Raw genomic sequence first — 24,786 nt, 5'->3', positions numbered from 1 at the left:
AAGCTCAGCACCTGCCGCTTGAACTCATCGTCATAGCGCTGCCCGTTTGAGCGCGGAGAAAGGCTGGACTTGCTCTGATGGCTTGAAACCCACCGGCGTAGCAAGCTGTAGTCGACACTGAAAAGCTGGGCTACCTTGCGGAAGCCATTATTGCCATCCAGGTAGGCTGAGATGGCTGTGAGCTTGAACTGCTCTGTGTATTTGCCCATAGGTCCCCCAAGGGTTGGATTTTTTGTCCAACTTCTTGGGGGCAGTCCAAGATGTGGGAGCGGGCTTGCCCCGCGAAGCGCCGCGCGGGCGGCGCTCGATCTCCCAGGCACCACACCTCTAAAGGCGAAAACAAGGCAGACACGCTATAATCCCGCTCTTTTTCCCGGAGCGACGTCATGTCCCTGCCCAGCCTTCGCCTCAAAGCCAATGCCGACCGCCGCCTGCGCGCCGGCCACCTGTGGGTCTACAGCAATGAAGTCAATGTCAGCGCGACCCCACTGCAAGGCTTCCAGGCCGGCCAGCAGGCCATTCTCGAGGCTGCCAACGGCAAGCCGCTGGGTATCGTCGCACTGAGCCCGAACAACCTGATCTGCGCCCGCCTGCTGTCGCGCGACATCAAGCTGCCACTGGACAAGTCGCTGCTGGTACACCGCCTGAACGTGGCCCTGTCGCTGCGCGAGCGCCTGTTCGATCAGCCATGCTACCGCCTGGTCTACGGCGATTCCGACCTGCTGCCCGGCCTGGTGGTCGACCGTTTCTTCGACATCCTCGTGGTACAACTGGCCTCGGCCACCATGGAAGCGCACAAGGACGATGTGATCGCCGCCCTGATCCAGGTGCTCAAGCCCAGCGGCATCCTGTTCAAGAACGACTCCGCCGCCCGCGATGCCGAAGGCCTGCAGCGCTATGTCGAGACCGTCTACGGCGAAGTACCGGACTGGGTGCCGCTGGAAGAGAACGGCGTCAAGTTTGAAGCGCCGGTTCGCGAAGGCCAGAAAACCGGCTGGTTCTACGACCACCGCATGAACCGCGCGCGCCTGGCCCCCTACGTGAAGGGCAAGCGTGTCCTCGACCTGTTCAGCTATATCGGTGGCTGGGGCGTACAGGCCGGCGCGTTCGGCGCCAGCGAAGTGTTCTGCGTCGATGCCTCGGGCTTTGCCCTGGACGGTGTGGAGCGTAACGCCGCGCTGAACGGCATCAGCGAGAAGCTGACCTGCATCGAAGGCGACGTGTTCGAAGCCCTGCGCGAGCTCAAGGCCGCCGAAGAGCGCTTCGACGTGATCATTGCCGACCCGCCCGCGTTCATCAAGCGCAAGAAGGACCTGAAAAACGGCGAAGCGGCCTACCGTCGCCTGAACGAACAGGCCATGCGCATGCTGAACAAGGACGGCATCCTGGTCAGCGCCTCGTGCTCCATGCACCTGCCCGAGGACGACCTGCACAACATCCTGCTGACCAGCGCTCGCCACCTGGACCGCAACATGCAATTGCTGGAGCGCGGCGGCCAAGGCCCGGACCACCCGGTGCACCCGGCCATCGCTGAAACCCGCTACATCAAGAGCATCACCTGCCGCTTGCTGCCAAACAGCTGATCTGTGCCAAAAAGGGCCGCCTTGCGGCCCTTTCCTGCTGCAAACACCCCGCCAACCCTCCACATCTGCATTCCCTCGCCGCGCCAGCGGTGTAGAATCGGCCTATTCATCGCCAGTCATCCCCGGCGGGTTTATGAGCTCTGGCCAAGCACGCGGCGATCCCGCGCGGTCTTCGGCCCCATCCGTGCCTGTGGCAACCGGCCTGCGGTACAAAGGACAAGAGAAGCTCACTCCCCTTTCTGTGACCTGATTAAGCCGCCAGGAGTGTTTCATGCCTGATTATCGTTCCAAGACTTCCACCCAGGGCCGCAACATGGCCGGCGCCCGGGCCCTGTGGCGCGCCACCGGTATGAAGGACGAAGACTTCAAGAAACCGATCATCGCCATCGCCAACTCGTTCACCCAGTTCGTCCCGGGCCACGTGCACCTGAAGGACCTGGGCCAGCTGGTCGCCCGCGAAATCGAACGCGCCGGTGGCGTGGCCAAGGAATTCAACACCATCGCGGTTGATGACGGCATCGCCATGGGCCACGACGGCATGCTGTACTCGCTGCCAAGCCGCGAGATCATTGCCGACGCCGTGGAATACATGGTCAACGCGCACTGCGCCGACGCCATCGTATGCATCTCCAACTGCGACAAGATCACCCCCGGCATGCTGATGGCCGCCCTGCGCCTGAACATCCCGGTGATCTTCGTGTCCGGCGGCCCGATGGAAGCCGGCAAGACCAAGCTGGCCAGCCACGGCCTGGACCTGGTCGACGCCATGGTCATCGCCGCCGATTCCACCGCGTCCGACGAGAAAGTCGCCGAATACGAGCGCAGCGCCTGCCCGACCTGCGGTTCGTGCTCCGGCATGTTCACCGCCAACTCGATGAACTGCCTGACCGAGGCCCTGGGCCTGGCCCTGCCGGGCAACGGTTCGACCCTGGCCACCCACTCTGATCGCGAGCAGCTGTTCCTGACTGCCGGCCGCACCATTGTCGAGCTGTGCAAACGCTACTACGGCGAGAACGACGAGTCGGTCCTGCCACGCAGCATCGCCAACTTCAAGGCGTTCGAAAACGCCATGATGCTCGACATCGCCATGGGCGGTTCGACCAACACCATCCTGCACCTGCTGGCCGCTGCCCAGGAAGGCGAGGTGGCGTTTGACCTGCGTGACATCGACCGCCTGTCGCGCAAGGTGCCACAGCTGTGCAAGGTTGCGCCGAACATCCAGAAGTACCACATGGAAGACGTACACCGCGCCGGCGGCATCTTCAGCATCCTCGGTTCGCTGGCCCGTGGCGGCCTGCTGCACACCGACCTGCCGACCGTGCACAGCCGCAGCATGGAAGAAGCCATCGCCAAATGGGACATCACCCAGACCGATGACGAAGCCGTGCACACCTTCTTCAAGGCCGGCCCTGCCGGTATCCCGACCCAGACCGCGTTCAGCCAGTCGACCCGTTGGGAAACCCTGGATGACGACCGTGAAAACGGCTGCATCCGCAGCTTCGAACACGCCTACTCGCAAGAAGGCGGCCTGGCCGTGCTCTACGGCAACATTGCAGTGGACGGTTGTGTGGTGAAAACCGCCGGTGTCGACGAATCGATCCACGTATTCGAAGGCAACGCGAAGATCTTCGAGAGCCAGGACAGCGCCGTGCGCGGCATCCTCGCCGACGAAGTGAAGGCCGGCGACATCGTGATCATTCGCTACGAAGGCCCTAAAGGCGGCCCGGGCATGCAAGAGATGCTGTACCCGACCTCGTACCTGAAGTCCAAAGGCCTGGGCAAGGCCTGCGCCCTGCTCACCGACGGCCGCTTCTCGGGCGGTACCTCGGGCCTGTCGATCGGCCACGCCTCGCCGGAAGCCGCTGCAGGCGGTGCCATCGGCCTGGTGCGCGACGGCGACAAGGTGCTGATCGACATCCCTAACCGTTCGATCAACCTGTTGGTCAGCGACGAAGAGCTGGCCGAGCGCCGCGTCGAGCAGGACAACAAGGGCTGGAAACCGGCTGAAGTCCGCCCGCGCAAGGTAACCACTGCGCTGAAGGCGTATGCCCTGCTGGCAACCAGTGCCGACAAGGGTGCTGTGCGGAACAAGGCGATGCTCGACGGGCTGTGAGGCTCTGACAGTGTGAAAAAAACCGGCGTCTTGAGCGCCGGTTTTTTTGCCTGCGAATTTTATGTTGCCTGTACTGGCCCTATCGCCGGCAAGCCAGCTCCCACAGGAATCACACGATTTTCAAAACTGTGGGGGCCCTGTGGGAGCTGGCTTGCCGGCGATAGGGCCCACACAAGCAACACAACAATTACTGGATCTGCTCCGGCGTCACGATCACCCAGTTCTTGTCCGCCGTCATCGGCAAACCTTCTTTGGCCTGCGCCGCCGCATGCCTGGCAATCATCCCGTTCAACTGGTCCATGTACTTGGCCTTGCGATTTATCCACAGGTGGATGCCGCCCTTGCCCACATCCACCCCATGAAACTGCATGTAACCATCACTGGTCGGCGTATCGCCGCCCACCAGCACCGGCTTCTTCCATTCATCGATGTAGGTCAGGATCGCCGCCTGCTTGCCCGCCATCCAGGTGGCCGGGGTCCACAGGTACGGGGTCAGCTCCAAGCCTTCGTTGGCCTTGGCGTCGTAGTGCCCGGCGTCAGTCAAGCAGTAAGGGCTGACAGGGCATGCCTTGAGATATTGGGTGCCTGTGAGATCGAGCGCCGCCCGCGCGGCGCTTCGCGGCACAAGGCCGCACATCTATTTCGGGCCAATTATTCCTGTGCCTTTGGCGCGCGCCCCCTGGGTGCGTGGCTTGAGATTGATGAAGAGCAGTGGCGCATCCGATATCAAATGGAACAAACAAGGCGGGCCCAGGTGATCTCACAGAAGAAACTGGCCCGAAATAGATGTGTGTGCGGCCTTGTGCCGCGAAGCGCCGCGCGGGCGGCGCTCGATCGCATAGGCGATGCTAAAGGCACGGCGAACACATAACGACCAGGCAGCAGCAAACGCCGTGTTCATTGCAATCTGCGACACGCCGTTATTCCATAAACGACTATGCACATTCCATTTGGGTATAAATTCGTTTGTTTTCAGGCTGTTAGCATTTCCGTTCGCAATCGCTCACAGAGGCGATGCCTCTTCTGCTTTTTTTCTGCTGGAGCTTCAATGAACCTGCCGCTGTCACTTAACCTGCTGGCGTTCCTGGCCCTGTTGCTGGGCCTGGGACAAACCCGCCGCACTGACTGGAGCCTGGCCAAGAAGGTACTGCTAGGCCTGGTGCTGGGCGTGATCTTCGGCCTGGCCCTGCACACGGTCTATGGCGCTGGCCACCCCGTGCTCAAGGCCACCATCAGCTGGCTCGACCTGGTCGGCAACGGCTATGTCGGCCTGTTGCAGATGATCGTCATGCCACTGATCTTCGCCTCGATCCTCAGTGCCGTGGCGCGCCTGCACAATGCTTCGTCGCTGGGCCGCATCAGCGTGCTGAGTATTGGCACCCTGCTGCTGACCACGGCCATTGCTGCGCTGATCGGCATTGTCCTGACCAACCTGTTCGGCCTCAGCGCCGAAGGCCTGGTGGCCGGCGTGCAGGAAAGCGCGCGCATGCAGGTTATCCACAGCGACTACGCGGGCAAGGTCGCCGACCTCAACATTCCGCAGCTACTGCTGTCGTTTATCCCCAGCAACCCGGTGGGTGACCTGGCGCGGGCCAAGCCGACCTCGATCATCAGCGTGGTGATCTTCGCCGTTTTCGTAGGCCTGGCTGCGTTGCAGCTGATCAAGGACGATGCCAAAAAAGGCGAGCGTGCTTTGTCGGCCATCGACACCCTGCAGGCTTGGGTGATGCGCCTGGTGCGGGTCGTGATGAAGCTGACCCCCTATGGCGTACTCGCGCTGATGACCAAGGTGGTCGCCAGCTCGAACATGGAAGACATCCTCAAACTGGGCAGCTTCGTGGTGGTGTCGTACCTGGGCCTGGCGCTGATGTTCGTGGTGCATGCCGTCATCCTGGCCGCCACCGGCGTGAGCCCGCTGCGCTTCTTCCGCAAGGTGTGGCCGGTACTGACCTTTGCCTTCACCAGCCGCTCCAGCGCCGCCAGCATCCCGCTGAACATCGAAGCGCAAACCCGCCGCCTGGGCGTGCCGCAGTCGATTGCCAGCTTCAGCGCCTCGTTCGGCACCACCATTGGCCAGAACGGCTGCGCCGGGCTCTATCCCGCCATGTTGGCGGTGATGGTCGCGCCGGCAGTGGGCATTGATACCTTCGACCCGCTGTGGATCGCCACCCTGGTGGCCATCGTCACGCTGAGTTCGGCAGGGGTTGCCGGGGTTGGTGGCGGCGCCACTTTCGCCGCGCTGATCGTGCTGCCGGCCATGGGCTTGCCGGTGGAGCTGGTGGCGCTGCTGATTTCGGTAGAACCGCTGATCGACATGGGTCGCACGGCATTGAACGTGAATGGTTCGATGACTGCTGGCGTGGTGACCAGCCAGTTGTTGAAAGAGACCGACAAGGATGTGCTGGCAGGCGATGAGCATGCCGAGTTGAGCCACTCCTGACAGGGCTCTATCGCCGGCAAGCCAGCCCCCACAGGTTCTCCACTCGCCTTAAGCCTTGTGCAACCTGTGGAAGCTGGCTTGCTGGCGATGGGCTGCAAAGCAGCCCCAATATCCAGTAACGCAATGGCATAGGAAGCGAGCAACTGCGGGGTACTGGCGTCGCTATACTGCTAGCCGGGCTTAGCGACTATTCCGAGGGAAAGGAACCACCATGCAGCCGTACGACATGACCCAGGCCGAAGCCGAAAAGATTCGGGTCGAGGTCGCCAAGCTCCGCGTCGAGGTGGACAAGCTGATGGCCGAAACGCGCAAGCTGAATGCCGAGGCCGTCAAGATGACCCGTGAAACCTTCTGGTACCCGGTAGCCATCGCCGTCGGTTTTGTCACGACGGTGGCTACTGTCACCGCCGTGATCATCAAACTGCTCACCTGACTGTGGGAACGGGCGTGCCCGCGAACACCGGCGCAGCCGGTGCCATGCACCGCGTTGGATTCTTCGCGGGCGCGCCCGCTCCCACAGGTACCGCGCAGGCCTTGACCTCACGCGGTACGTGTAGGAGCGGGTTTACCCGCGAAGGGCTGCAAAGCAGCCCCGGCAATGTCAAACCCTGTCCCAAACCTCAAAGTGGTACGCAGGCTTGCCTTCCTCAACCTGCGCCTCACTCGAAACCCGCTGCCACTGCCCCGCATCAAACTCAGGGAACCACGCATCCCCTTCCGGCGCCAATTCCACGCGCGTCAGGTACATGCGGCTGACCAGCCCCTTCTCCAGCGCCTGCCCATACAGCTGCGCCCCGCCAATCAGCATCAGCTCATCAACGCCTTTCTCGCGCGCCCACTGCTCGGCCCGCACCAGCGCCTCTTCCAGCGAGCCGAATACTTCAGCCCCCACCAGTTCCAGCCCGGCCTGGCGGCTGACCACAATGTTCAACCGCCCAGGCAGCGGCCTGCCCAACGAATCCCAGGTCTTGCGCCCCATGATGATCGGCTTGCCCAAGGTGGTGGCCTTGAAGTACTTGAAGTCCCCCGGCAGGTGCCAGGGCATGGAGTTGTCGATGCCGATCACGCGGTTCTCGGCGTGAGCCGCGATCAGGCTGAGGGGGAGTGATGTATTCATGCCAGCGAGGATAGCACCGGGCGTGTGGGTTATGCTTCTGCCCTGACCTGTGCAATGGAAGACCTTGTGACTGCACCGACTTCACTGGACAAGCGCTGGCTCACCGAAGCGGTACGCCTGCGCGAAGAACACGCCGGCCTGCTGGAAGACCAGGAAGCCAACCGCCATGCCCGCCAGCTTGGCGGCGACCTCGCGACGCGCATCGAAAACCGGGCGCTGTTCCTGGCTGAACGCGATGGTATCAGCAGCGCACTGCACCACTGGAAGCAGGGCGCGCGCCTGGCCTTGTTGGCCCTGTTGCTGCTGGCCGTGCTCAGCGGCGCCGGCCTGGCCCTGGCTGCCCTCGGCGACGGCCAGCGCCCGGTCAACGTATTCTGGGCGCTGGGCAGCCTGCTCGGGCTGAACCTGCTGACGCTGCTGGGCTGGGCCATCGGCTTTGCCTTGAGTGGCGAGCATGGCGCGGGGCTGGGCCGCCTGTGGCTGTGGCTGAGCGAGCGCTTTGCCCGCGATGCCAAGGCCGCGCACCTGGCGCCGGCCCTGTTGGTACTGCTGCAACGCCAGCGCCTCAACCGCTGGCTGCTCGGCCTGCTGGTGCACAGTTTGTGGCTGCTGGCGATGCTTACCGCGCTGGGCATGCTACTGGCGTTGCTGGCCACCCGGCGCTATGGCTTTGTCTGGGAAACCACCCTGCTGGCCGCCGACCCGTTCATCCACCTGACCCAGGCGCTGGGCGCCCTGCCGTCACTGCTGGGCTTTGCCGTGCCTGACGAGGCCATGATCCGCGCCAGCGGCGACAGCCTGCCGGCCCTCGACCTGGCGCGCCAGGCCTGGGCCAGTTGGCTGCTCGGCGTGGTGCTGGTGTACGGCCTGCTGCCGCGCCTGCTGCTGGCCGGGCTGTGCCTGTGGCGCTGGCGCCAGGGCCGCGAACGCTTGGCGCTTGACCTGAGCCTGCCCGGCTATGCGCAACTGCGCGAAGCGTTGATGCCGCGCAGCGAGCGCATTGGCGTGCAGGACGCCGCGCCCGAAGCCTTGCCAACGTTTGCCGCCGGCCAGCTGGAAAGCGGCAGCAGCGGTGCCCTGCTGGTCGGCCTGGAGCTGGACGACCAGCGCCCTTGGCCACCCGCCCTGCCAAAAAGCGTGGTCGATGCCGGCGTGCTCGACAGCCGCGAATCGCGCAACCGCCTGCTGGAACAGCTCAGCCGCTTCCCGCCGGCACGCCTGGCCATCGCCTGCGACCCGCGCCGCTCACCCGACCGCGGCAGCTTGGCGCTGCTTGCCGAGCTGGCGCGCAATGCCGGGGCAACCCGTATCTGGCTGCTGCAGGCCGCCCCCGGCCAGGCCCTCGACGCCCAGCGCCTGGGCGACTGGCACGAAGCCCTCGACCGGCTTGGGCTGCAGCATGCCGACACCTCACCGCTGACCTGGCTGGAGCATGGCCATGACTGAGCCACTGAAACTGGCCGTGGTCGGCCACACCAACGTTGGCAAGACTTCACTGCTGCGCACCCTCACCCGCGACGTAGACTTCGGCGAGGTGTCGCATCGGCCCAGTACCACCCGCCATGTCGAAGGTGCGCGGCTTTCGGTGGATGGCGAACCCTTGCTGGAGCTGTACGACACCCCCGGCCTGGAAGACGCCATCGCCCTGCTCGACTACCTCGAACGCCTGGAGCGCCCGGGCGAGCGCCTGGATGGCCCGGCCCGCCTCGAGCGGTTCCTGCAGGGCAGCGAAGCGCGCCAGCGTTTCGAGCAGGAGGCCAAGGTGCTGCGCCAGTTGCTGGCCAGCAATGCCGGCCTGTACGTGATCGATGCCCGCGAGCCAGTGCTGGCCAAGTACCGTGACGAACTGGAGGTGCTGGCCAGCTGCGGCAAGCCGTTGCTGCCGGTGCTCAACTTTGTCGCCAGCCACCAGCACCGCGAGCCGCAATGGCGTGAAGCCCTTGCCCGGCTTGGCCTTCACGCGTTGGTGCGGTTCGACAGCGTGGCCCCACCGGAGGATGGCGAGCGCCGTTTGTACGAGAGCCTGGCCCTGCTGCTGGAGGACGCCCGCCCTGCCCTGCAACGCTTGATCGACGACCAGCAGGCGCAGCGCCTGGCCCGCCAACACAGCGGCAAGCGGCTGATTGCCGAGCTGCTGCTGGACTGCGCCGCCTGTCGGCGTAGCGTCGAGGCCGAGCCAGCGGCCGAGGCCCGCGCTATCGAGGCGCTGCGCCAGGATATCCGCCAACGGGAGCAGCGTTGCGTCGAGGCGTTGCTCAAGCTGTATGCCTTCCGCCGCGAGGATGCCCATGCCAGCGACCTGCCGTTGCTGGATGGGCGTTGGGGCGACGACCTGTTCAACCCTGAGACGTTGAAGCTGCTGGGCGTGCGCCTGGGCAGCGGCGTGGCGGCCGGGGCTGCGGCAGGTGCCGGGGTCGATCTGCTGGTCGGGGGGCTTACCCTGGGTGCTGCGGCGCTGGCCGGGGCGATTGCCGGTGGTGCGCTGCAGACCGCGCGAAACTATGGGGCGCGGTTGATGGGCAAGCTCAAGGGCAAGCGTGAACTGACCGTGGACGACACGGTGCTGCGTTTGCTGGCCTTGCGTCAGCAGCAGTTGATGGCGGCACTGGATAACCGTGGGCATGCGGCGCAGGACAGCATCAGGCTGGGTGAGTTGGATGAGAAGGCCTGGCGCGAGGGCAAGTTGCCGGAGGCGCTGGTGAAGGCGCGGGCGCATCCGCAGTGGTCGACGCTCAATTCTGGGGCGAAGCTGAACCAGACTGAGCGGCAGGAGCAGTTGGAGGCGTTGGTTTTACAGTTTTGAGTGGGCAGCCAGGTGCATGCCTTGAGGGGTGTATCGCCTGTGACATCGCGCGCCGCCCGCGCGGCGCTTCGCGGCACAAGGCCGCTCCCACATCTGTTTCGGGCCAATTATTTCTGTAGCATGGGCACACGCGCCCTTGGCGCATGGCTGGAGATGGATGAAGGGCAAAAGCGTCCCCTCTAATTTTGAATGGAACACACAAGGCGGATAGCGGCAGTCTCACAGGATGGATTGGCCCGAAACAGATGTGGGAGCGGCCTTGTGCCGCGAAGCGCCGCGCGGGCGGCGCTCGATCTCACAGGCGCCGGAAACCTCAAGCCATGCACCTACCAGCCTCACCCAATCATTGCTGGGCCACCTTCTCCGACTTGCCGTCATAGCGCTTGCGCCATTCGGCCAAAATCTCGTCACGGTGCTTCGAAGCCCAGGCAAAGTCGTTCTTGATCAAGCGCTGCTCATAATCCGCCGGCAACTCGGTCTGCGGCTTGGCAATCCCCGGCGCAGCCAGCACGGCGAAGTTCTCTTTGTACAACTCCATGGCCGCCGGGCTGGCCGAAAAATCAGCCAGGCGCTTGGCCGCATCCGCCTTGGGCGAGCCTTTGATCACGGCCGTCGCCTCGATCTCCCAGCCCAACCCTTCCTTCGGCAACACGATATCCAGCGGCGCACCCTGGCGCTTCAACTGCACGGCGGGGTACTCGAACGAGATACCGATCGGGAACTCGCCCGCCGCCGCCAGCTTGCATGGCTTGGAACCGGAATGAACGTACTGGCCGATGTTCTGGTGCAGCGCATCCATGTAGGCCCAGCCCTGCGGCTCGCCAAAGGTCTGCAGCCAGGCACTCACATCCAGGAAGCCGGTGCCCGACGAGGCCGGGTTAGGCATGACGATCTTGCCCTTGTACTCGGGCTTGGTCAGGTCCTGCCAGCTCACCGGCTTGCTCAGGCCCTGCTTCTCGGCCTCGATGGTATTGAAGCAGAGGGTCGCGGCCCACACATCCATGCCCACCCAGGCAGGCGGGTTGGCAGCGTCGCGGTAGTTAGGGGAAATCTTGCCCAGGTCCTTGGGCGCATAGGCTTCAAGCATGCCGTTCTGGTCGAGAATGGCCAGGCTGGAGGCTGCCAGGCCCCATACCGCGTCGGCTTGCGGGCGGTCTTTCTCGGCCAGCAGCTTGGCGGTGATGATGCCGGTGGAATCGCGTACCCACTTGATCTCGATGTCCGGGTTGGCCTTTTCGAAAGCCTGCTTGTAGCTTTTGAGCTGTTCGGCCTCCAGCGCGGTGTAGACCGTCAGCTGGGTACCGGCGGCCGAAGCCTGCAGGCTGAACACGGCAGAAACGGCAGCGGCAAGTGCAAGGTGCTTGTACATGGGTAGGTTCCTTACAGGTCAGACGGTCGCGGCGCGTTGGCGCCAGGCTTGGGAGCGGCGCAGCAGGCCGCGTGAGGCTGCGGCCAGCAGCAGTGAAGCGCCGGCGCTGGTCAGCAAAATCAGGGTGGACATGGCAGCAGCGCCGCCGACGTTGCCGGCGTCGTCCATGTTCAGCACGGCGACGGCCGCCAGGATGGTGTCAGGGCTGTACAGGAAGATCGCCGCCGACACGGTGGTCATCGCCGAGACGAACAGGTAGCGGATGATGTCCAGCAGCGCCGGCAGGCAGATCGGCACGGTCACCCGCAGGAAGTGCTTGTACAGCGGCGCCTTCAACGACAGCGCGGCGGCTTCGAACTCGCCGTCGAGCTGGCGCAGCGCCGTGGTCGCGGTCATCTGCGCGGTAGTCAGGTAATGAGCGATGGTGCACACCACCAGCAGGCCCATGCCGCCATACAGCACATGCAGCGGGTTGCCGTTGAGGTTGAAGAAAAAGACATAACCCAGGCCCAGCACCAGCCCCGGCACGGCCATGGGGATGAAGCTGAGCAGGCGCAGCAGCTGGTTGAGCAGGCGTTGGCCCTGGGTTTTCTCCATCAGGTAGGCGCCGGTGAAGATCACGAGGCTGCCGATCAGCGCAGTGCCAATGGCCATGGTCACGCTGTTGCGGTAGGCCAGCCAGCCGCCACCGGCGGTGTCTTCGAACATGTAGTGACGCAGCGACAGCGACAGGTTGTAGGGCCAGAAGGTGACCAGCGACGAGTACACCGCCATGCCGATCACCAGCAGCAGCGCCGCGCATACCAGCAGCACAATGGCCAGGAAGCAGGCATCGCGGCCCCGCGACGGCTTGGGCTCGAACACCTGGGCACGGCCGCTCATGGCCTCGCCCTGACGCCGGCGCAGCCAGGCGTCGACACTGAAGCTGAACAGCGCCGGCAGTAGCAGCACCATGCCGATCAGCGCGCCACGGCCGAACTGTTGCTGGCCGACCACCGCCTTGTAGGCTTCCAGCGCCAGCACCTGATAGTCGCCACCGACCACGACCGGCACGCCGAAGTCGGTAATGGTCAGGGTGAAGACCAGGCAGAACGCCGCGAACACCGCCTGGCGCGTGGCTGGCCAAGTGATGCTGGTGAACGCCCGGCCTGGGCCGGCGCCCATGCTGGACGCCGCATCGAACAGTCGGGCATCGGCCAGCGACAACGCCGACAACAGGATCATCAGCGCATGCGGGAAGGTGTAGATGACCTCGCCCAGGACGATGCCCCAGAAGCCGTAGATGTTGTCGTTGAGCAGCCCGCGTAGCAGCCCCTGGTTGCCGAACAGGTAGACCAGGGCAATGGCCGGCAGCATCGACGGCGCCAGCAGCGGCAACAGCGAAATCCCCCGCCACAGGCCCTTGGCCGGGATCAATGTACGCTGCAGGGCATAGGCAAACAGGTAGGCCAGCGGCACCACGATGGCCGCCACGGTGAAGGCCACCGACAGGCTATTGCCGAGCAGCCAGTGGAAGTTGTCGCTGGCAAACAGTTCACGGGCCGCCAGCAGCCCTCCGCCCTGGCCGGCTTCACCACTGAAACCCCGCCAGAAGATCGCCAGCAGCGGCATCAGCACCGCCAGCACCAACAGGAGCAGCAGCAGGCTCTTGCCGCCGACGACAAACAACCGGTCACCCAGCGCGACACCTGCACGCGGTGCAGTTTTGACCTGGCTCAGCGACAGGGACATTGGCGCGGCCATCTCAGGCAAACACCTGCAGGCTCTGCGGTGGCAGCGCCACCCAGATGTCCTGCGAGCCCAGGTGCGGCATGGCTTCGGGAGCCAGCTCGGCCAGCAGAGCATGGCCCGGCAGGGCCTTCAGTTCGAAGCTCATGCGGCAGCGGTTACCGAGGAAAGTAATCTCGCGGACCTTGGCCGGGAACAGATTTTCTTCGTGCACCACCGGGTTGACCGTGATCGCCTCCGGGCGGCAGAACAGCCGGCCGCTGTCGGCCTGGGCCGAGCCCGGCGACAGACGCATGTTCATGCCACCGACCTGGGCATGGCTGTCACCGCTGCGCTGGAACGGCAGCCAGTTGCCTTGGCCGACGAATTCGGCGACGAACGGTGTGGCTGGCTGGTCGTAGATTTCCTGCGGGGTGGCGTACTGCTCGACCTGGCCGTTGTTCATTACGGCAATACGGTCGGCCATCAGCATGGCCTCGTCCTGGTTGTGGGTGACCATCAGCGTGGTGATGCCCAGTTGGCGTTGCAGCTGGCGCAGCTCGGTGCACAGGTGCTCGCGCACCCGGGCATCGAGCGCCGACATCGGCTCGTCGAGCAGCAGCAGGGACGGCGACGGTGCCAACGCGCGGGCCAGGGCCACGCGTTGCTGCTGGCCACCGGAAAGCTGGCCGGGGTACTTCTTCTCGCTACCGGCAAGGCCTACCAGTTCGAGCATTTCGGCCACCCGCTGGCGGGCCTGCTCACGGCCGCTGGCGGTCAGGCCGTAGGCGATATTGGCTTCGACGGTCAGGTTGGGGAACAGCGCGTAGGATTGGAACAGGATGCCGTAGTCACGGGCCTGCGGCGGCAGCTCGGAAATGTCGCGCTCGCCGATGTACAGCGTGCCGCGGTCCTGGCGCTCCAGGCCGGCGATGCAGCGCAGCAGCGTGGTCTTGCCACAGCCGGACGGACCGAGCAGGCACACCAGCTCGCCCGCGACGATGTCCAGCGAGACATCGTTGAGCGCGGTGAAGGCACCGAAGCGCTTGTGGATGTTGCGCACTTTCATCTGTGCGCCGGGGGTGGTGTGGTTCATGGCAAGGCCTCATCGAAGAGATGGGGGCCATGCTAGGAAGGCTGTGCGAAGGTTCTGTGGCGTTGAGGCAAAAGTAAATAATAGTGGTATAGCCAGATTTTGTAGGAGCGGCCTTGTGTCGCGAAAGGGCTGCGAAGCAGCCCCGGCAATTTGTGCACAGTGGCTTATATTCGGGGGGCTGCTGCGCAGCCCTTTCGCGACACAAGGCCGCTCCTACAGGTGCGAACCAGCCACTTCCTGCGCCACCCCCAGAAACGCCGCCGGCAACCGGGCCTGGCGCCGCTCCTTCAGGCAATACAGGTACTCATGCATCACCGGCGCATTCTCCAGGGCCAGCACCCGCAGCTCGGGGTTATGCGGCACCTCGTGGCGGGCAATCACGCTGATGCCGATATTGCGCAGCACCGCCTCGCGGATCGACTCGCGGCTGCCGATTTCCAGCAGCGCCCCGGCCTTGACCCCGGCCTCCTGCATCATCTGCTCGGTCAACTTGCGCGTGGTCGAGCCCTTTTCGCGCATCAGCAGGCAATGCCCGGCCACCACCTCGATCGATACCGCCTGACGATGGGCCAACGGGTGGTTGCGGTGCACCGCTACAACCAGCGGGTCAGTCCCCAGCACCCGCCGCACCAGTCGCGCGTCCTCCAGCAGTTGTGACGAAGCGGCGATATCCACCCGGTAGTCCTCAAGCATTTCCAGCACCTGCTGCGAGTTGCCGATCTCCACCGCCACTTCCACCTGCGGCAGGCGTTCGCGGTAGATCTTGACCAGGTCAAGAATGTAGTAAGGCGCCGTAGCTGCAATACGCAAGCTACCCTGAGCCTGGCCGCTGTTGCGCAGCTCGAACTCGATGTCGGCCTCCTGCTGCAGCAGCGCCTTGACCATCGGCAACAGGCGCACGCCCTCTTCGCTCAACACCAGACGCCGCCCGCCACGGAAGAACAGCTCTACCGCATACTGGCTTTCCAGGTTGCGGATCTGCGTGGTCACCGTGGGCTGGCTGAGCCCGAGCTTCTTCGCCGCCAGGGTGATGCTGCCCAGGCGGGCCACCATGTAGAAGGCTTTCAGCTCAGCACTCAGCACTGCGGCAAACCACACTTGCAAGCTTCAAGCGGCAAGCGGCAAGAAAAAGCCGGTTCGTGTCGTTTCATGAATCTCAGCTCCACCTGAATCAGCTTGTCACTTGCAGCTTGAAACTTGCAGCTGCTATTTGCGCAGCAGGCGCAAGCCGTTGAACACCACCAGCAGGCTCACGCCCATGTCGGCGAACACTGCCATCCACAGGGTGGCCATGCCGGCAAAGGTGATCGCCAGGAATATCGCCTTGATACCCAATGCCAGAACGATGTTCTGCATCAGGATCGCCGCACTTTGGCGCGACAGCCTGACGAAGGCCGGGATTTTCCGCAAGTCGTCGTCCATCAGCGCCACGTCGGCCGTCTCGATGGCGGTGTCGGTACCGGCCGCCGCCATGGCAAAGCCAATCTCGGCGCGGGCCAGCGCTGGCGCATCGTTGATGCCGTCGCCGACCATGCCCACCCGATGGCCCTGAGCGTACAGGCCTTCAATGGTTTTCAGCTTGTCGGCCGGCAGCAGGTTGCCTTCGGCGCGGTCGATACCCACCACTGCCGCAATGGCCTGGGCGGTGTGCGGATTGTCACCGGTCAGCATGACAGTCTTGATACCCAGCTCATGCAGCTCGGCGATGGCCTGGCGGCTGCTGTCCTTGACCGTGTCGGCCACGGCAAACAGCGCCAGCGGGCCGGTGCGGTCGAGCAGCAGGACGACGGTTTTGCCCTGACGTTCCAGCGTATCCAGTTGGGCCTCAAGCTCCGGCGAGCACAGCCCCAGCTCCTCGACCAGGCGGTGGTTGCCCAGGTGGTAGAGCTCACCGCCGATGCTGCCGCGCACGCCACGGCCGGCCAGGGCCGCAAAGTCTTCAACCTCGCTCAAGGCCATGCCCTGCTCCTTGCCGAACTGGGCAATGGCACGGGATACCGGGTGGTCCGAGCGTTCGCCCAGGCTGGAGGCCAATGCCTGTGCACGGCCCTCGAACAACGGCTCCAGCACCTTGGCATCGGTCTGCACCGGCTTGCCATGGGTGATGGTGCCGGTCTTGTCCAAGGCCAGGAAGTCCAGATGCCGGCCGCCTTCCAGGTACACGCCACCCTTGATCAGGATGCCTTTGCGCGCCGCGGCAGCCAGGCCACTGACGATGGTCACCGGCGTCGAGATCACCAGGGCGCACGGGCAAGCCACCACCAGTAGCACCAGCGCGCGATAGACCCAGTCGAACCAGGCGCCAGCCATGAACAGTGGCGGAATGACCGCCACGACCAAGGCAATGGCGAACACCGCCGGGGTGTAGATGCGCGAGAAACGGTCAACGAAGCGCTGGGTCGGTGCCCGCGCACCTTGCGCTTCTTCAACAGCCTTGATGATCCGCGCCAGGGTCGATTGCCCGGCAGCGGCGGTGACGCGGAACTCCAGCGCGCCCGCCTGGTTGATGGTGCCAGCAAACAGCTTGTCACCCACAGCCTTTTCCACAGGCAGGCTTTCGCCGGTGATCGGCGCCTGATCGACGCTGGATTGCCCACCGGTTACCTCACCGTCCAGGCCAATGCGTTCGCCGGGGCGCACCCGCACCCGCGCGCCGACAGCCACTTCCCGCACCTCCACGTCGCGCCACTGGCCATCGGCCTGCTGCACCGTGGCCATGTCCGGGGTCAACTGCATCAGCCCGCTGATGGCGTTGCGTGCACGGTCCAGCGAACGGGCCTCAATCAACTCGGCGACGGTGAACAGCACCATCACCATGGCCGCTTCCGGCCACTGGCCGATCAGTACCGCGCCGGTAACGGCAATGCTCATCAGCGCGTTGATGTTGAGGTTGCGGTTTTTCAGGGCTATCCAGCCCTTCTTGTAGGTGCCCAACCCGCAGCCGAGGATGGCCGCCAGCGCCAGGGCTGCCACCACCCACTCAGGTGCGAGCGCGGAGAAATGCACGACTTCGGCGGCGATCGCGGCAACACCTGAAAACGCCAGCGGCCACCAGCGGGTCTTGGCCGGTGGCGGAGCACTGGCACTATTGTCGTCCTCGGCACCCATGGGCTCGGCCTTCATGCCCAGGCTATCGATGGCCCGCTCGATGTCGGCGGTACCGTTCAAGGTATGGCGCACGCCAAGCACGCGGTTGATCAGGTTGAATTCCAACTGCTCGATACCCGCCAGCTTGCCCAGCTTGTCCTGGATCAGCGTCTGCTCGGTGGGGCAGTCCATGGCATCGATGCGAAAGCGGCTGAACTGAGCATGGCTGCTGGTGTTCTCGCTCAGTTGCACCTTGGCGGGTGCAGCGGCAGCGCCACAGCAGCTATGAGCGTGGTGATCGTGCTTGTGTTCGTGGCTGACAGGCTGGTTCATGGGGTCATCCTTAAATTGAGCCTGTTGCCAAGTGAACACCCTGTAGCCACTATAGGGTCAAGCCATTAGCGGGAGATTTCATGATGAAGATCGGAGAATTGGCTAATGCCACCGACTGCGCGGTGGAAACCATCCGTTATTACGAGCGGGAAAACCTGCTGCCGGAGCCGGCGCGCAGCGAGGGCAACTACCGGCTGTACACCCAGGCCCATGTGGAACGGCTGACCTTCATCCGCAACTGCCGCACGCTGGACATGACCCTGGACGAAATCCGCAGCCTGCTACGCCTGCGCGACAGCCCGGATGATTCGTGTGGCAGCGTCAATGCGCTGATCGACGAGCATATCGAGCATGTACAGGCGCGGATCGATGGGCTGGTGGCGTTGCAGGAACAGTTGGTAGAACTGCGGCGGCGCTGCAATGCGCAGGGTTCGGAATGCGCGATCTTGCAGCAACTGGAGACGAATGGGGCGGTATCGGTGCCAGATATCGAGCATTCGCATGTGGGGCGAAGCCACGGGCATTGAAAGATCTAAGGGCCTAATCGCCGGCAAGCCAGCTCCCACAGGTTTTGCACAGCCCCTACAGGCAGCGCCATCCTGTGGGAGCTGGCTTGCCGGCGAAAGGGCTGCAAAGCAGCCCCGGCAATCTAAAGAATCACACCGCCATCGGCGCCGTCATCGGCGCATGGTGCTCATACCCTTCCAGCCAGAAATCACCCGGCTCGATCTTTTCCAGCCACTCCGGCTCGTACTTCCCGGTCTGGGCAAACGCCGGCACACGATCACTGATCACCAGCTTCGGCGCCTCCAGCGGCTCGCGCTTGAGCTGCTCGTTCAGCATGTCCAGGTGGTTTTCATACACATGGGCATCGCCGATGAAGTAGGTGAACCAGCGCGGAGTGTAACCGGTCAGGCGGCCGAACAGCGACAGCAGCGCCGCGCCTTCGGTGAGGTTGAACGGCGTGCCCAGGCCCAGGTCGTTGGAGCGGATGTAGAGGGTCAGGGAAATTTCCCTGGTCTCGACATTCGGGTGGAACTGGTACAACAGGTGGCACGGCGGCAGGGCCATTTCGTCCAGCTGGGCGCAGTTCCAGCCGTGGAACAGGATACGGCGGCTGCCCGGGTCGTTGGCGATGGTGTCCAGGCACTGGCGCACCTGGTCGATGGCCTTGTACAGGATGACGAACGCAACGCCGTCCTCTTCATCCTGGGCAATCTTGCGGAAGCCCGCCTGCTCGGCCATTTCGATGGCCGGCGGGTTGCTCAGCGGGATGCGCTTGTAGCCTGGCCACTGGCGCCACTGCACGCCATAGATCTCGCCCAGGTCGTCATGGCCCTGGCGGAACGGGTTGGCCAGCCACTGGGCGTTTTCGTTGGCGTTCTGGTCCCACACCTTGCAGCCCAGCTCGCGGAATTCACCGGCGTTGTTCACGCCACGCAGGAAGCCGACCATTTCGCCGATTGCCGACTTGAACGCCAGCTTGCGCGTGGTAATGGCCGGAAAGCCCTTCTGCAGGTCGAAACGCAGCATCGCGCCCGGCAGGCTGATGGTGCGGATGCCGGTGCGGTTGCCCTGCAGCGTGCCGTTTTCGATAACGTCGCGGACCAGGTCCAGATACTGTTTCATGGCTTACCTGTAGCAAAAACGGCAGGGGGATCGCCCCTGCCGTGGGATTAATCAGGCGGGTTTCGCCGTAGGCTTGCGATTATAAGCCCACCAGATCAGGCCAAGGCCAGCGAGGATCATCGGCACGCAGAGAATCTGACCCATGGTCAGCCAGCCCCAGGCGATATAGCCCAGCTGCGCGTCAGGCACCCGGACGAATTCGACGATGAAGCGGAAGATGCCGTAGAACAGCGCAAACATGCCGGAAACCGCCATGGTTGGCCGCGGCTTGCGCGAGAACAGCCAGAGGATGACGAACAGCGCAACGCCTTCCAACGCGAACTGGTACAGCTGCGACGGGTGGCGCGGCAGCTGCGCCGGGTCGCTGAACGGCGGGAAGATCATCGCCCATGGCACGTCGGTAGGCTTGCCCCACAGCTCGGCGTTGATGAAGTTGCCGATCCGCCCGGCACCCAGGCCGATCGGTACCAGCGGGGCGACGAAGTCCATCAGTTCGAAGAACGACTTGTTGTTGCGCTTGCCAAACCACAAGGCCGCCAGCATCACGCCGATGAAGCCACCGTGGAACGACATGCCGCCCTTCCATACCTCGAAGATCAGTGTCGGGTTGGCCAGGTAAGCGTGCAAGTCGTAGAACAGCACATAGCCCAAACGGCCACCGACAATCACCCCCATCGACAGCCAGAACACCAGGTCGGACAGTTTTTCGCGGCTCCAGGTAGGGTCAAAGCGGTTCAGCCGGCGCGAGGCCAGCAGCCAGGCGCCACCGATGCCGATCAGGTACATCAGGCCGTACCAATGGATTTTCAGCGGCCCGATGGCCAAGGCCACGGGGTCTATCTGCGGGTAAGGCAGCATGGAACTTCCTCTCGATTCAAATCAAAAAGCTGAGGCCGACACAGAACAGCAGGGCTGCGAACAGGCGTTTCAACAGACGCGGCGACAGCGTGTGCGCCAGGCGCGCGCCGAAGCGGGCGAAAAACATGCTGGTCACGGCTATGCCGACCAGCGCCGGCAGGTACACATAACCCAGGCTGTGGGCCGGCAGGTGCGCTTCATGCCAACCGAGCACCATGAAGCTCAAGGCACTGGCCATGGCAATCGGCAGGCCGCAGGCCGACGATGTGGCCACCGCCTGCTGCATGGGCAGGCTGCGCGAGGTCAGGAACGGCACAGTCAGCGAACCGCCACCGATGCCGAAAATGGCCGAGGCCCAGCCGATCACCCCGCCTGCACCGATCAGCGCAGGTTTGCCGGGGATGCCACGGCTGGCCTTGGGTTTGAGGTCCAGGGCCATCTGCGCCGCAATGACCAGGGCGAACACGCCGATGATCTTCTGCAGCAGCGGCCCCTGGATCAGTGAGGCGGTCTTGGCGCCAACACCGGCCCCCAGCAGGATGCCGAGGGTCATCCAGGCAAAGATCGGCCATTGCACCGCGCCTTTGCGGTGGTGCTCGAGCACGGCGTTGATCGAGGTAAAGACGATGGTTGCCAGCGACGTGCCGACCGCCAGGTGGGTCAACACCGAGGCGTCGAAGCCCTGCAGGGTGAAGCTGAACACCAGCACCGGCACGATGATGATGCCGCCGCCCACGCCGAACAGCCCGGCCAGTACACCGGCACAGGCGCCCAACAGCAGATAGAGCACGAATTCCATTCGGCTTCCCCGAGAAATCAATCCGGCATGGTAACGGAAGCGGGGTTCGCGGCTCTAGTGAAGTATGTGTCAGGATGGATCCGCCACGCGGCTGTGGGTACAGTGGCAGAAAACACAGAGGCCCAACCGATGTGCCTGATCGTATTCGCCTGGCGGCCGGGGCATGCCCTGCCGCTGATTGTGGCGGCCAACCGCGACGAGTTCTATGCCCGCCCTACCCTGGCCTTGGCAGCCTGGGAAGATGCGCCCGGGGTGCATGCAGGGCGCGACCTGGAGGCAGGCGGCACCTGGCTGGGCGTCGGCCCGCAGGGGCGTTTTGCGGCGCTGACCAATATCCGTGACCCGGAGCAGGCGCTGGGGCCGCGCTCGCGGGGCGAGCTGGTGGCGGCGTACCTGCAGGGTGAGCTGGGGGTCGAGGCTTACCTGGACCAGGTGGCCAGCCGCAGCGGGCAGTATTCGGGGTTCAACCTGCTGGTGGGTGATGGGCGGCAACTGGGTTACCTGCATGCCCGGGACGTGGCGCCGCGCTTGCTGGAGCCCGGGGTATACGGGCTGTCCAACGCCGGGCTCGATACGCCGTGGCCGAAGCTGGTCAAGGCGCGAAGCGGGCTGGAAGGGTTGCTGGAGACGCCCAAGCCGCAGCAGTTGCTGGCGTTGCTGGCCGATGGCGAGCCGGCGGCTGACGGGGATTTACCGGAGACAGGCGTAGGGGCGGCGACCGAGAAGTTGCTGTCGAGTGTGTTTATTGCCAGCCAGAATTATGGGACGCGGGCGAGTACGGTGCTGATTGTGGACGATCAGGGCAGAAGGCGGCTGATTGAGCGCAGTTTCGGGCCGTTTGGTGGGCATCTGGGGGAAGTCGAACTCATGGCTTGAGGGCCAAGGGGGCTGCTTTGCAGCCCTTTCGCGACACAAGGCCGCTCCTACAGGTAATGCGATTGCACGGGGATACGCGGTCCCCTGTAGGAGCGGCCTTGCGTCGCGATGGGCCGCAAAGCGGCCCCAAAAATTCACAGGGTTTTATTGGCCCCAGGCCCAATCATCCGCGCCAGCCCAAGGTTCTTCAGGGCCAACTGCAGCGAGCTGTGGATAACCTGCGGGTTGTCATGGCTCAAGGCTTCAACCAGCAATTCCTTGGCCTTGCTCATGTTCACCTGGCGCAGCATCCACTTCACTTTCGGCAGGTTGGTGGCGTTCATCGACAAGCTGTCGAAGCCCATTGCCATCAGCAGGATCGCCGCCGCCGGGTCACCGGCCATTTCACCGCAGATGCTCACCGGCTTGCCTTCGCCATGGGCATCGCGCACCACGGTGTTCAAGGCCTGCAGCACCGCCGGGTGCAGGTAGTCGTACAGGTCGGCGACACGCGGGTTGTTGCGGTCCACCGCCAGCAGGTACTGGGTCAGGTCGTTGGAACCAACCGAGAGGAAGTCCACCTGCCGCGCCAGCTCCTTGGTCTGGTACACCGCCGCCGGGATTTCCACCATCACACCCACCGGCGGCATCGGCACGTCTGTACCTTCGTCACGCACTTCGCCCCAGGCGCGGTGGATCAGGTGCAGCGCTTCTTCCAGCTCGTGGATGCCAGAGATCATCGGCAGCAGGATACGCAGGTTGTTCAGGCCCTCGCTGGCCTTGAGCATGGCGCGGGTCTGCACCAGGAAGATTTCCGGGTGGTCGAGGGTGACGCGGATGCCGCGCCAGCCGAGGAACGGATTTTCTTCCTTGATCGGGAAATACGACAGCGCCTTGTCGCCACCGATGTCGAGGGTGCGCATGGTTACCGGCAGCGGGTGGAATGAAGCCAGTTGCTCGCGATAGATCGCCAGCTGCTCCTTCTCGCTGGGGAAGCGCTGCTGGATCATGAATGGCACTTCGGTGCGGTACAGGCCTACACCCTCGGCACCGCGCTGCTGGGCGCGGGCCACATCGGCGAGCAGGCCGGTATTGACCCACAGCGGCATGCGATGGCCGTCCGGGGTAACACACGGCAGTTCGCGCAGGGCATCCAGGCCTTGAGCCAGCTGGCGTTCTTCCTCGACCACTTCGCTGTACTGCTTGCGCAGCACTTCGCTGGGGTTGGTGAACACCTCGCCCTTGTAACCGTCGACGATCAACTCGATGCCGTCGACCTTGGAATACGGCAGGTCGACCAGGCCCATCACCGTGGGGATGCCCATGGCGCGGGCGAGGATGGCAACGTGGGAGTTGCCCGAACCCAGCACCGAGACCAGGCCGACCAGCTTGCCTTCCGGCACTTCGCCGAGCATGGCCGGGGTCAGCTCTTCACTGACCAGGATGGTGTTGTCGGCATACACCAGCGACTGCGAGCGGGCTTCCTGCAGGTAGGCCAGCAAACGCCGGCCCAGGTCCTTCACGTCGGAGGCACGCTCACGCAGGTAGTCATCGTCCATGAGCTCGAAGCGGTTGACGTGCTCGCCCACCACCTGGCGCAGGGCGCCCTGGGCCCACTGGCCGGTCTTGATGACCTCGGTCACCTCGCCACCCAGCGCCGCATCTTCAAGCATCATCAGGTACACATCGAACAGCGCGCGCTCTTCCGGGCGCAGCTGGGTAGCCAGCTTGGCCGACAGCTTGCGCATGTCGGCACGCACGCCTTCAAGGGCGTTCTCGAACAGCTTCAGTTCGGCGTCGATGTCTTCGACGGTCTTGTCCGGGACCACTTCGAGGTCGGCCGGTGGCAGCATCACCACTGCGCGGCCCACGGCGGCGCCAGGCGAGCCCGGCACACCGACGAAACGCGCCTCCTGGATACCCTTGCCCTGGCGACCCAGGCCACGGATCGAGCCGGTGGCCTCGGCGTGGGCGATAACCCCCGCGAGCTGGGCGCTCATGGTGACCAGGAAGGCTTCTTCGCCCTCATCGAACTGGCGGCGCTCTTTCTGCTGGATGACCAACACCCCGACCACACGGCGGTGGTGGATGATCGGCGCACCGAGGAAAGAGGCAAATTTCTCTTCGCCGGTTTCGGCAAAGTAGCGGTAACGTGGGTGGTCGGCGGCGTTTTCCAGGTTCAGCGGCTCTTCCCGGGTACCGACCAGGCCGACCAGGCCTTCGTTGGGGGCCATGCTGACCTTGCCGATGGAACGCTTGTTCAGGCCTTCGGTGGCCATCAGCACGAAGCGGTTGGTTTCCGGGTCGAGCAGGTAGACCGAGCAGACCTGGCTGCCCATGGCCTCCTTGACGCGCAAGACAATGATCCCCAACGCCGACTTGAGATCTTTGGCGGAGTTTACTTCCTGGACGATCTTGCGCAGCGTATTGAGCATGGCTCGGGGTCGAACTCCGTCGTCAGTCGCGCGTCAGCAGACGCGGTGCTAGCTCTTTCAGGGCGCGCCGGTACACCTCGCGCTTGAATGTCACAACCTGGCCCAGCGGGTACCAATAGCTCACCCAGCGCCAGCCGTCGAATTCCGGCTTGCCGGTCAGGTCCATCCGCACCCGTTGTTCGTTGCTGACCAGGCGCAGCAAAAACCACTTCTGCTTCTGGCCGATGCACAGCGGCTGGCTGTGGGTACGGACCAGGCGCTGGGGTAAACGATAACGCAACCAGCCACGGGTGCAGGCAAGAATTTCCACATCATCGCGTTCAAGGCCAACTTCTTCGTTCAGCTCGCGGTACAGGGCGTCTTCCGGCGTCTCGTCAGGGTTGATACCACCCTGGGGGAACTGCCAGGCATCCTGGTTGATCCGTCGAGCCCATAGCACCTGCCCGGCATCATTCGTGAGAATGATCCCGACATTGGGGCGAAAACCATCCGGGTCGATCACGGCAGCAACCTCGCAAACGCATGTCACCGCATTGTTCCACAAAGCTTGCGAGCGCAGCAA

General features: G+C 64.0%; 21 protein-coding genes and 1 pseudogene. 8 read left to right on the top strand and 14 right to left on the bottom strand.

Translation table 11 applies throughout. From position 1 onward, the window contains the following. Positions 1 to 209: transposase (locus ACI2KG_RS23060; protein ID WP_404663409.1), on the bottom strand; the 209-nt coding region annotated here is incomplete at its 3' end. Between the two features lie 177 nt (positions 210 to 386). Between ACI2KG_RS23060 and ACI2KG_RS23055 the strand changes: the two genes are divergently transcribed. Together ACI2KG_RS23055 and ilvD are read left to right on the top strand one after the other, a co-directional pair. Beyond that, positions 387 to 1,583: a class I SAM-dependent rRNA methyltransferase gene (locus ACI2KG_RS23055; RefSeq protein ID WP_404663408.1), complete on the top strand. Its 1,197-nt coding sequence runs from the start codon at positions 387 to 389 to the stop codon at positions 1,581 to 1,583. 271 nt (positions 1,584 to 1,854) lie between these two features. Beyond that, complete coding sequence (ilvD, locus tag ACI2KG_RS23050; protein ID WP_404663407.1) at positions 1,855 to 3,696, top strand: dihydroxy-acid dehydratase; 1,842 nt, start codon at positions 1,855 to 1,857, stop codon at positions 3,694 to 3,696. 187 nt (positions 3,697 to 3,883) lie between these two features. Here ilvD and ACI2KG_RS23045 read toward each other — a convergent pair. Together ACI2KG_RS23045 and ACI2KG_RS23040 are read right to left on the bottom strand one after the other, a co-directional pair. Beyond that, positions 3,884 to 4,228 (bottom strand): annotated as a pseudogene (locus ACI2KG_RS23045) (haloacid dehalogenase-like hydrolase); the annotation flags it as partial. A gap of 228 nt (positions 4,229 to 4,456) precedes the next feature. Next, on the bottom strand, positions 4,457 to 4,612 hold the full coding sequence (locus ACI2KG_RS23040) for a hypothetical protein (protein WP_404663406.1): 156 nt from the start codon (positions 4,610 to 4,612) through the stop codon (positions 4,457 to 4,459). A 132-nt stretch (positions 4,613 to 4,744) separates the two neighbouring features. On the opposite strand from ACI2KG_RS23040, the gene ACI2KG_RS23035 reads away from it, so the two are divergent. Both ACI2KG_RS23035 and ACI2KG_RS23030 read left to right on the top strand, forming a co-directional pair. Further along, on the top strand, positions 4,745 to 6,136 hold the full coding sequence (locus tag ACI2KG_RS23035) for an L-cystine transporter (protein WP_404663405.1): 1,392 nt from the start codon (positions 4,745 to 4,747) through the stop codon (positions 6,134 to 6,136). Positions 6,137 to 6,362: 226 nt separating this feature from the next. Further along, on the top strand, positions 6,363 to 6,569 hold the full coding sequence (locus ACI2KG_RS23030; RefSeq protein ID WP_404663413.1) for a hypothetical protein: 207 nt from the start codon (positions 6,363 to 6,365) through the stop codon (positions 6,567 to 6,569). A gap of 168 nt (positions 6,570 to 6,737) precedes the next feature. Here ACI2KG_RS23030 and ACI2KG_RS23025 read toward each other — a convergent pair whose 3' ends face one another. Beyond that, positions 6,738 to 7,253 carry a dihydrofolate reductase gene (locus ACI2KG_RS23025; protein WP_400612543.1) on the bottom strand — a complete coding sequence of 172 codons (516 nt, stop codon included), beginning with the start codon at positions 7,251 to 7,253 and terminating at the stop codon, positions 6,738 to 6,740. A 54-nt stretch (positions 7,254 to 7,307) separates the two neighbouring features. Here ACI2KG_RS23025 and ACI2KG_RS23020 point away from each other — a divergent pair, with 54 nt between their 5' ends. Next, on the top strand, positions 7,308 to 8,699 hold the full coding sequence (locus ACI2KG_RS23020; protein WP_404663404.1) for a DUF2868 domain-containing protein: 1,392 nt from the start codon (positions 7,308 to 7,310) through the stop codon (positions 8,697 to 8,699). After that, on the top strand, positions 8,692 to 10,056 hold the full coding sequence (locus ACI2KG_RS23015; protein ID WP_404663403.1) for a GTPase/DUF3482 domain-containing protein: 1,365 nt from the start codon (positions 8,692 to 8,694) through the stop codon (positions 10,054 to 10,056). Before ACI2KG_RS23020 ends, ACI2KG_RS23015 begins: the two co-directional genes overlap by 8 nt. Before the next feature lie 343 nt (positions 10,057 to 10,399). Here the strand turns inward: ACI2KG_RS23015 and ACI2KG_RS23010 are convergent, their stop codons facing one another. The 5 genes from ACI2KG_RS23010 to ACI2KG_RS22990 form a co-directional block, all read right to left on the bottom strand. Beyond that, positions 10,400 to 11,425, bottom strand: a complete 1,026-nt coding sequence (locus tag ACI2KG_RS23010) for a putative 2-aminoethylphosphonate ABC transporter substrate-binding protein (protein WP_404663402.1) — start codon at positions 11,423 to 11,425, stop codon at positions 10,400 to 10,402. An 18-nt stretch (positions 11,426 to 11,443) separates the two neighbouring features. Then, positions 11,444 to 13,168 (bottom strand): putative 2-aminoethylphosphonate ABC transporter permease subunit, encoded by a 1,725-nt coding sequence (locus ACI2KG_RS23005; protein ID WP_404663401.1) that lies wholly within the window; start codon positions 13,166 to 13,168, stop codon positions 11,444 to 11,446. Between the two features lies 1 nt (position 13,169). Next, the gene (locus tag ACI2KG_RS23000; RefSeq protein ID WP_404663400.1) at positions 13,170 to 14,228 is read right to left on the bottom strand and encodes a putative 2-aminoethylphosphonate ABC transporter ATP-binding protein; all 1,059 of its coding nucleotides are present in this window, start codon (positions 14,226 to 14,228) and stop codon (positions 13,170 to 13,172) included. A gap of 213 nt (positions 14,229 to 14,441) precedes the next feature. After that, entirely contained in the window at positions 14,442 to 15,311 is an 870-nt protein-coding gene (locus tag ACI2KG_RS22995) for a LysR family transcriptional regulator (protein WP_404663412.1), read from the bottom strand. A gap of 123 nt (positions 15,312 to 15,434) precedes the next feature. Next, complete coding sequence (locus ACI2KG_RS22990; protein ID WP_404663399.1) at positions 15,435 to 17,648, bottom strand: heavy metal translocating P-type ATPase; 2,214 nt, start codon at positions 17,646 to 17,648, stop codon at positions 15,435 to 15,437. Positions 17,649 to 17,731: 83 nt separating this feature from the next. Between ACI2KG_RS22990 and cadR the strand changes: the two genes are divergently transcribed. Beyond that, positions 17,732 to 18,175, top strand: a complete 444-nt coding sequence (gene cadR / locus ACI2KG_RS22985; RefSeq protein ID WP_404663411.1) for a cadmium resistance transcriptional regulator CadR — start codon at positions 17,732 to 17,734, stop codon at positions 18,173 to 18,175. A 130-nt stretch (positions 18,176 to 18,305) separates the two neighbouring features. Here the strand turns inward: cadR and ACI2KG_RS22980 are convergent, their stop codons facing one another. Genes ACI2KG_RS22980 through ACI2KG_RS22970 form a run of 3 tightly spaced genes read right to left on the bottom strand, consistent with a single transcriptional unit; the run spans position 18,306 to position 20,934 of the window. Further along, complete coding sequence (locus ACI2KG_RS22980) at positions 18,306 to 19,277, bottom strand: thymidylate synthase (protein ID WP_404663398.1); 972 nt, start codon at positions 19,275 to 19,277, stop codon at positions 18,306 to 18,308. 51 nt (positions 19,278 to 19,328) lie between these two features. After that, positions 19,329 to 20,135: a prolipoprotein diacylglyceryl transferase gene (lgt, locus tag ACI2KG_RS22975; RefSeq protein ID WP_003249027.1), complete on the bottom strand. Its 807-nt coding sequence runs from the start codon at positions 20,133 to 20,135 to the stop codon at positions 19,329 to 19,331. Between the two features lie 16 nt (positions 20,136 to 20,151). Then, the gene (locus ACI2KG_RS22970) at positions 20,152 to 20,934 is read right to left on the bottom strand and encodes a sulfite exporter TauE/SafE family protein (protein ID WP_404663397.1); all 783 of its coding nucleotides are present in this window, start codon (positions 20,932 to 20,934) and stop codon (positions 20,152 to 20,154) included. A gap of 129 nt (positions 20,935 to 21,063) precedes the next feature. On the opposite strand from ACI2KG_RS22970, the gene ACI2KG_RS22965 reads away from it, so the two are divergent. Continuing rightward, positions 21,064 to 21,810 (top strand): NRDE family protein, encoded by a 747-nt coding sequence (locus tag ACI2KG_RS22965; protein WP_404663396.1) that lies wholly within the window; start codon positions 21,064 to 21,066, stop codon positions 21,808 to 21,810. A 134-nt stretch (positions 21,811 to 21,944) separates the two neighbouring features. On the opposite strand, the gene ptsP is transcribed toward ACI2KG_RS22965, so the two are convergent. After that, the gene (ptsP, locus tag ACI2KG_RS22960; RefSeq protein ID WP_400612570.1) at positions 21,945 to 24,224 is read right to left on the bottom strand and encodes a phosphoenolpyruvate--protein phosphotransferase; all 2,280 of its coding nucleotides are present in this window, start codon (positions 24,222 to 24,224) and stop codon (positions 21,945 to 21,947) included. 22 nt (positions 24,225 to 24,246) lie between these two features. Further along, a complete protein-coding gene (locus ACI2KG_RS22955; protein ID WP_003249017.1) occupies positions 24,247 to 24,726 on the bottom strand; it encodes an RNA pyrophosphohydrolase in 480 nt (159 codons plus the stop codon). Positions 24,727 to 24,786: the final 60 nt, after the last annotated feature.

Origin of the sequence: Pseudomonas sp. NPDC089407, from assembly GCF_044900445.1 — a bacterium.
Classification (GTDB): Bacteria; Pseudomonadota; Gammaproteobacteria; order Pseudomonadales; family Pseudomonadaceae; genus Aquipseudomonas.
This window is presented reverse-complemented; position numbering and strand designations above follow the sequence as displayed.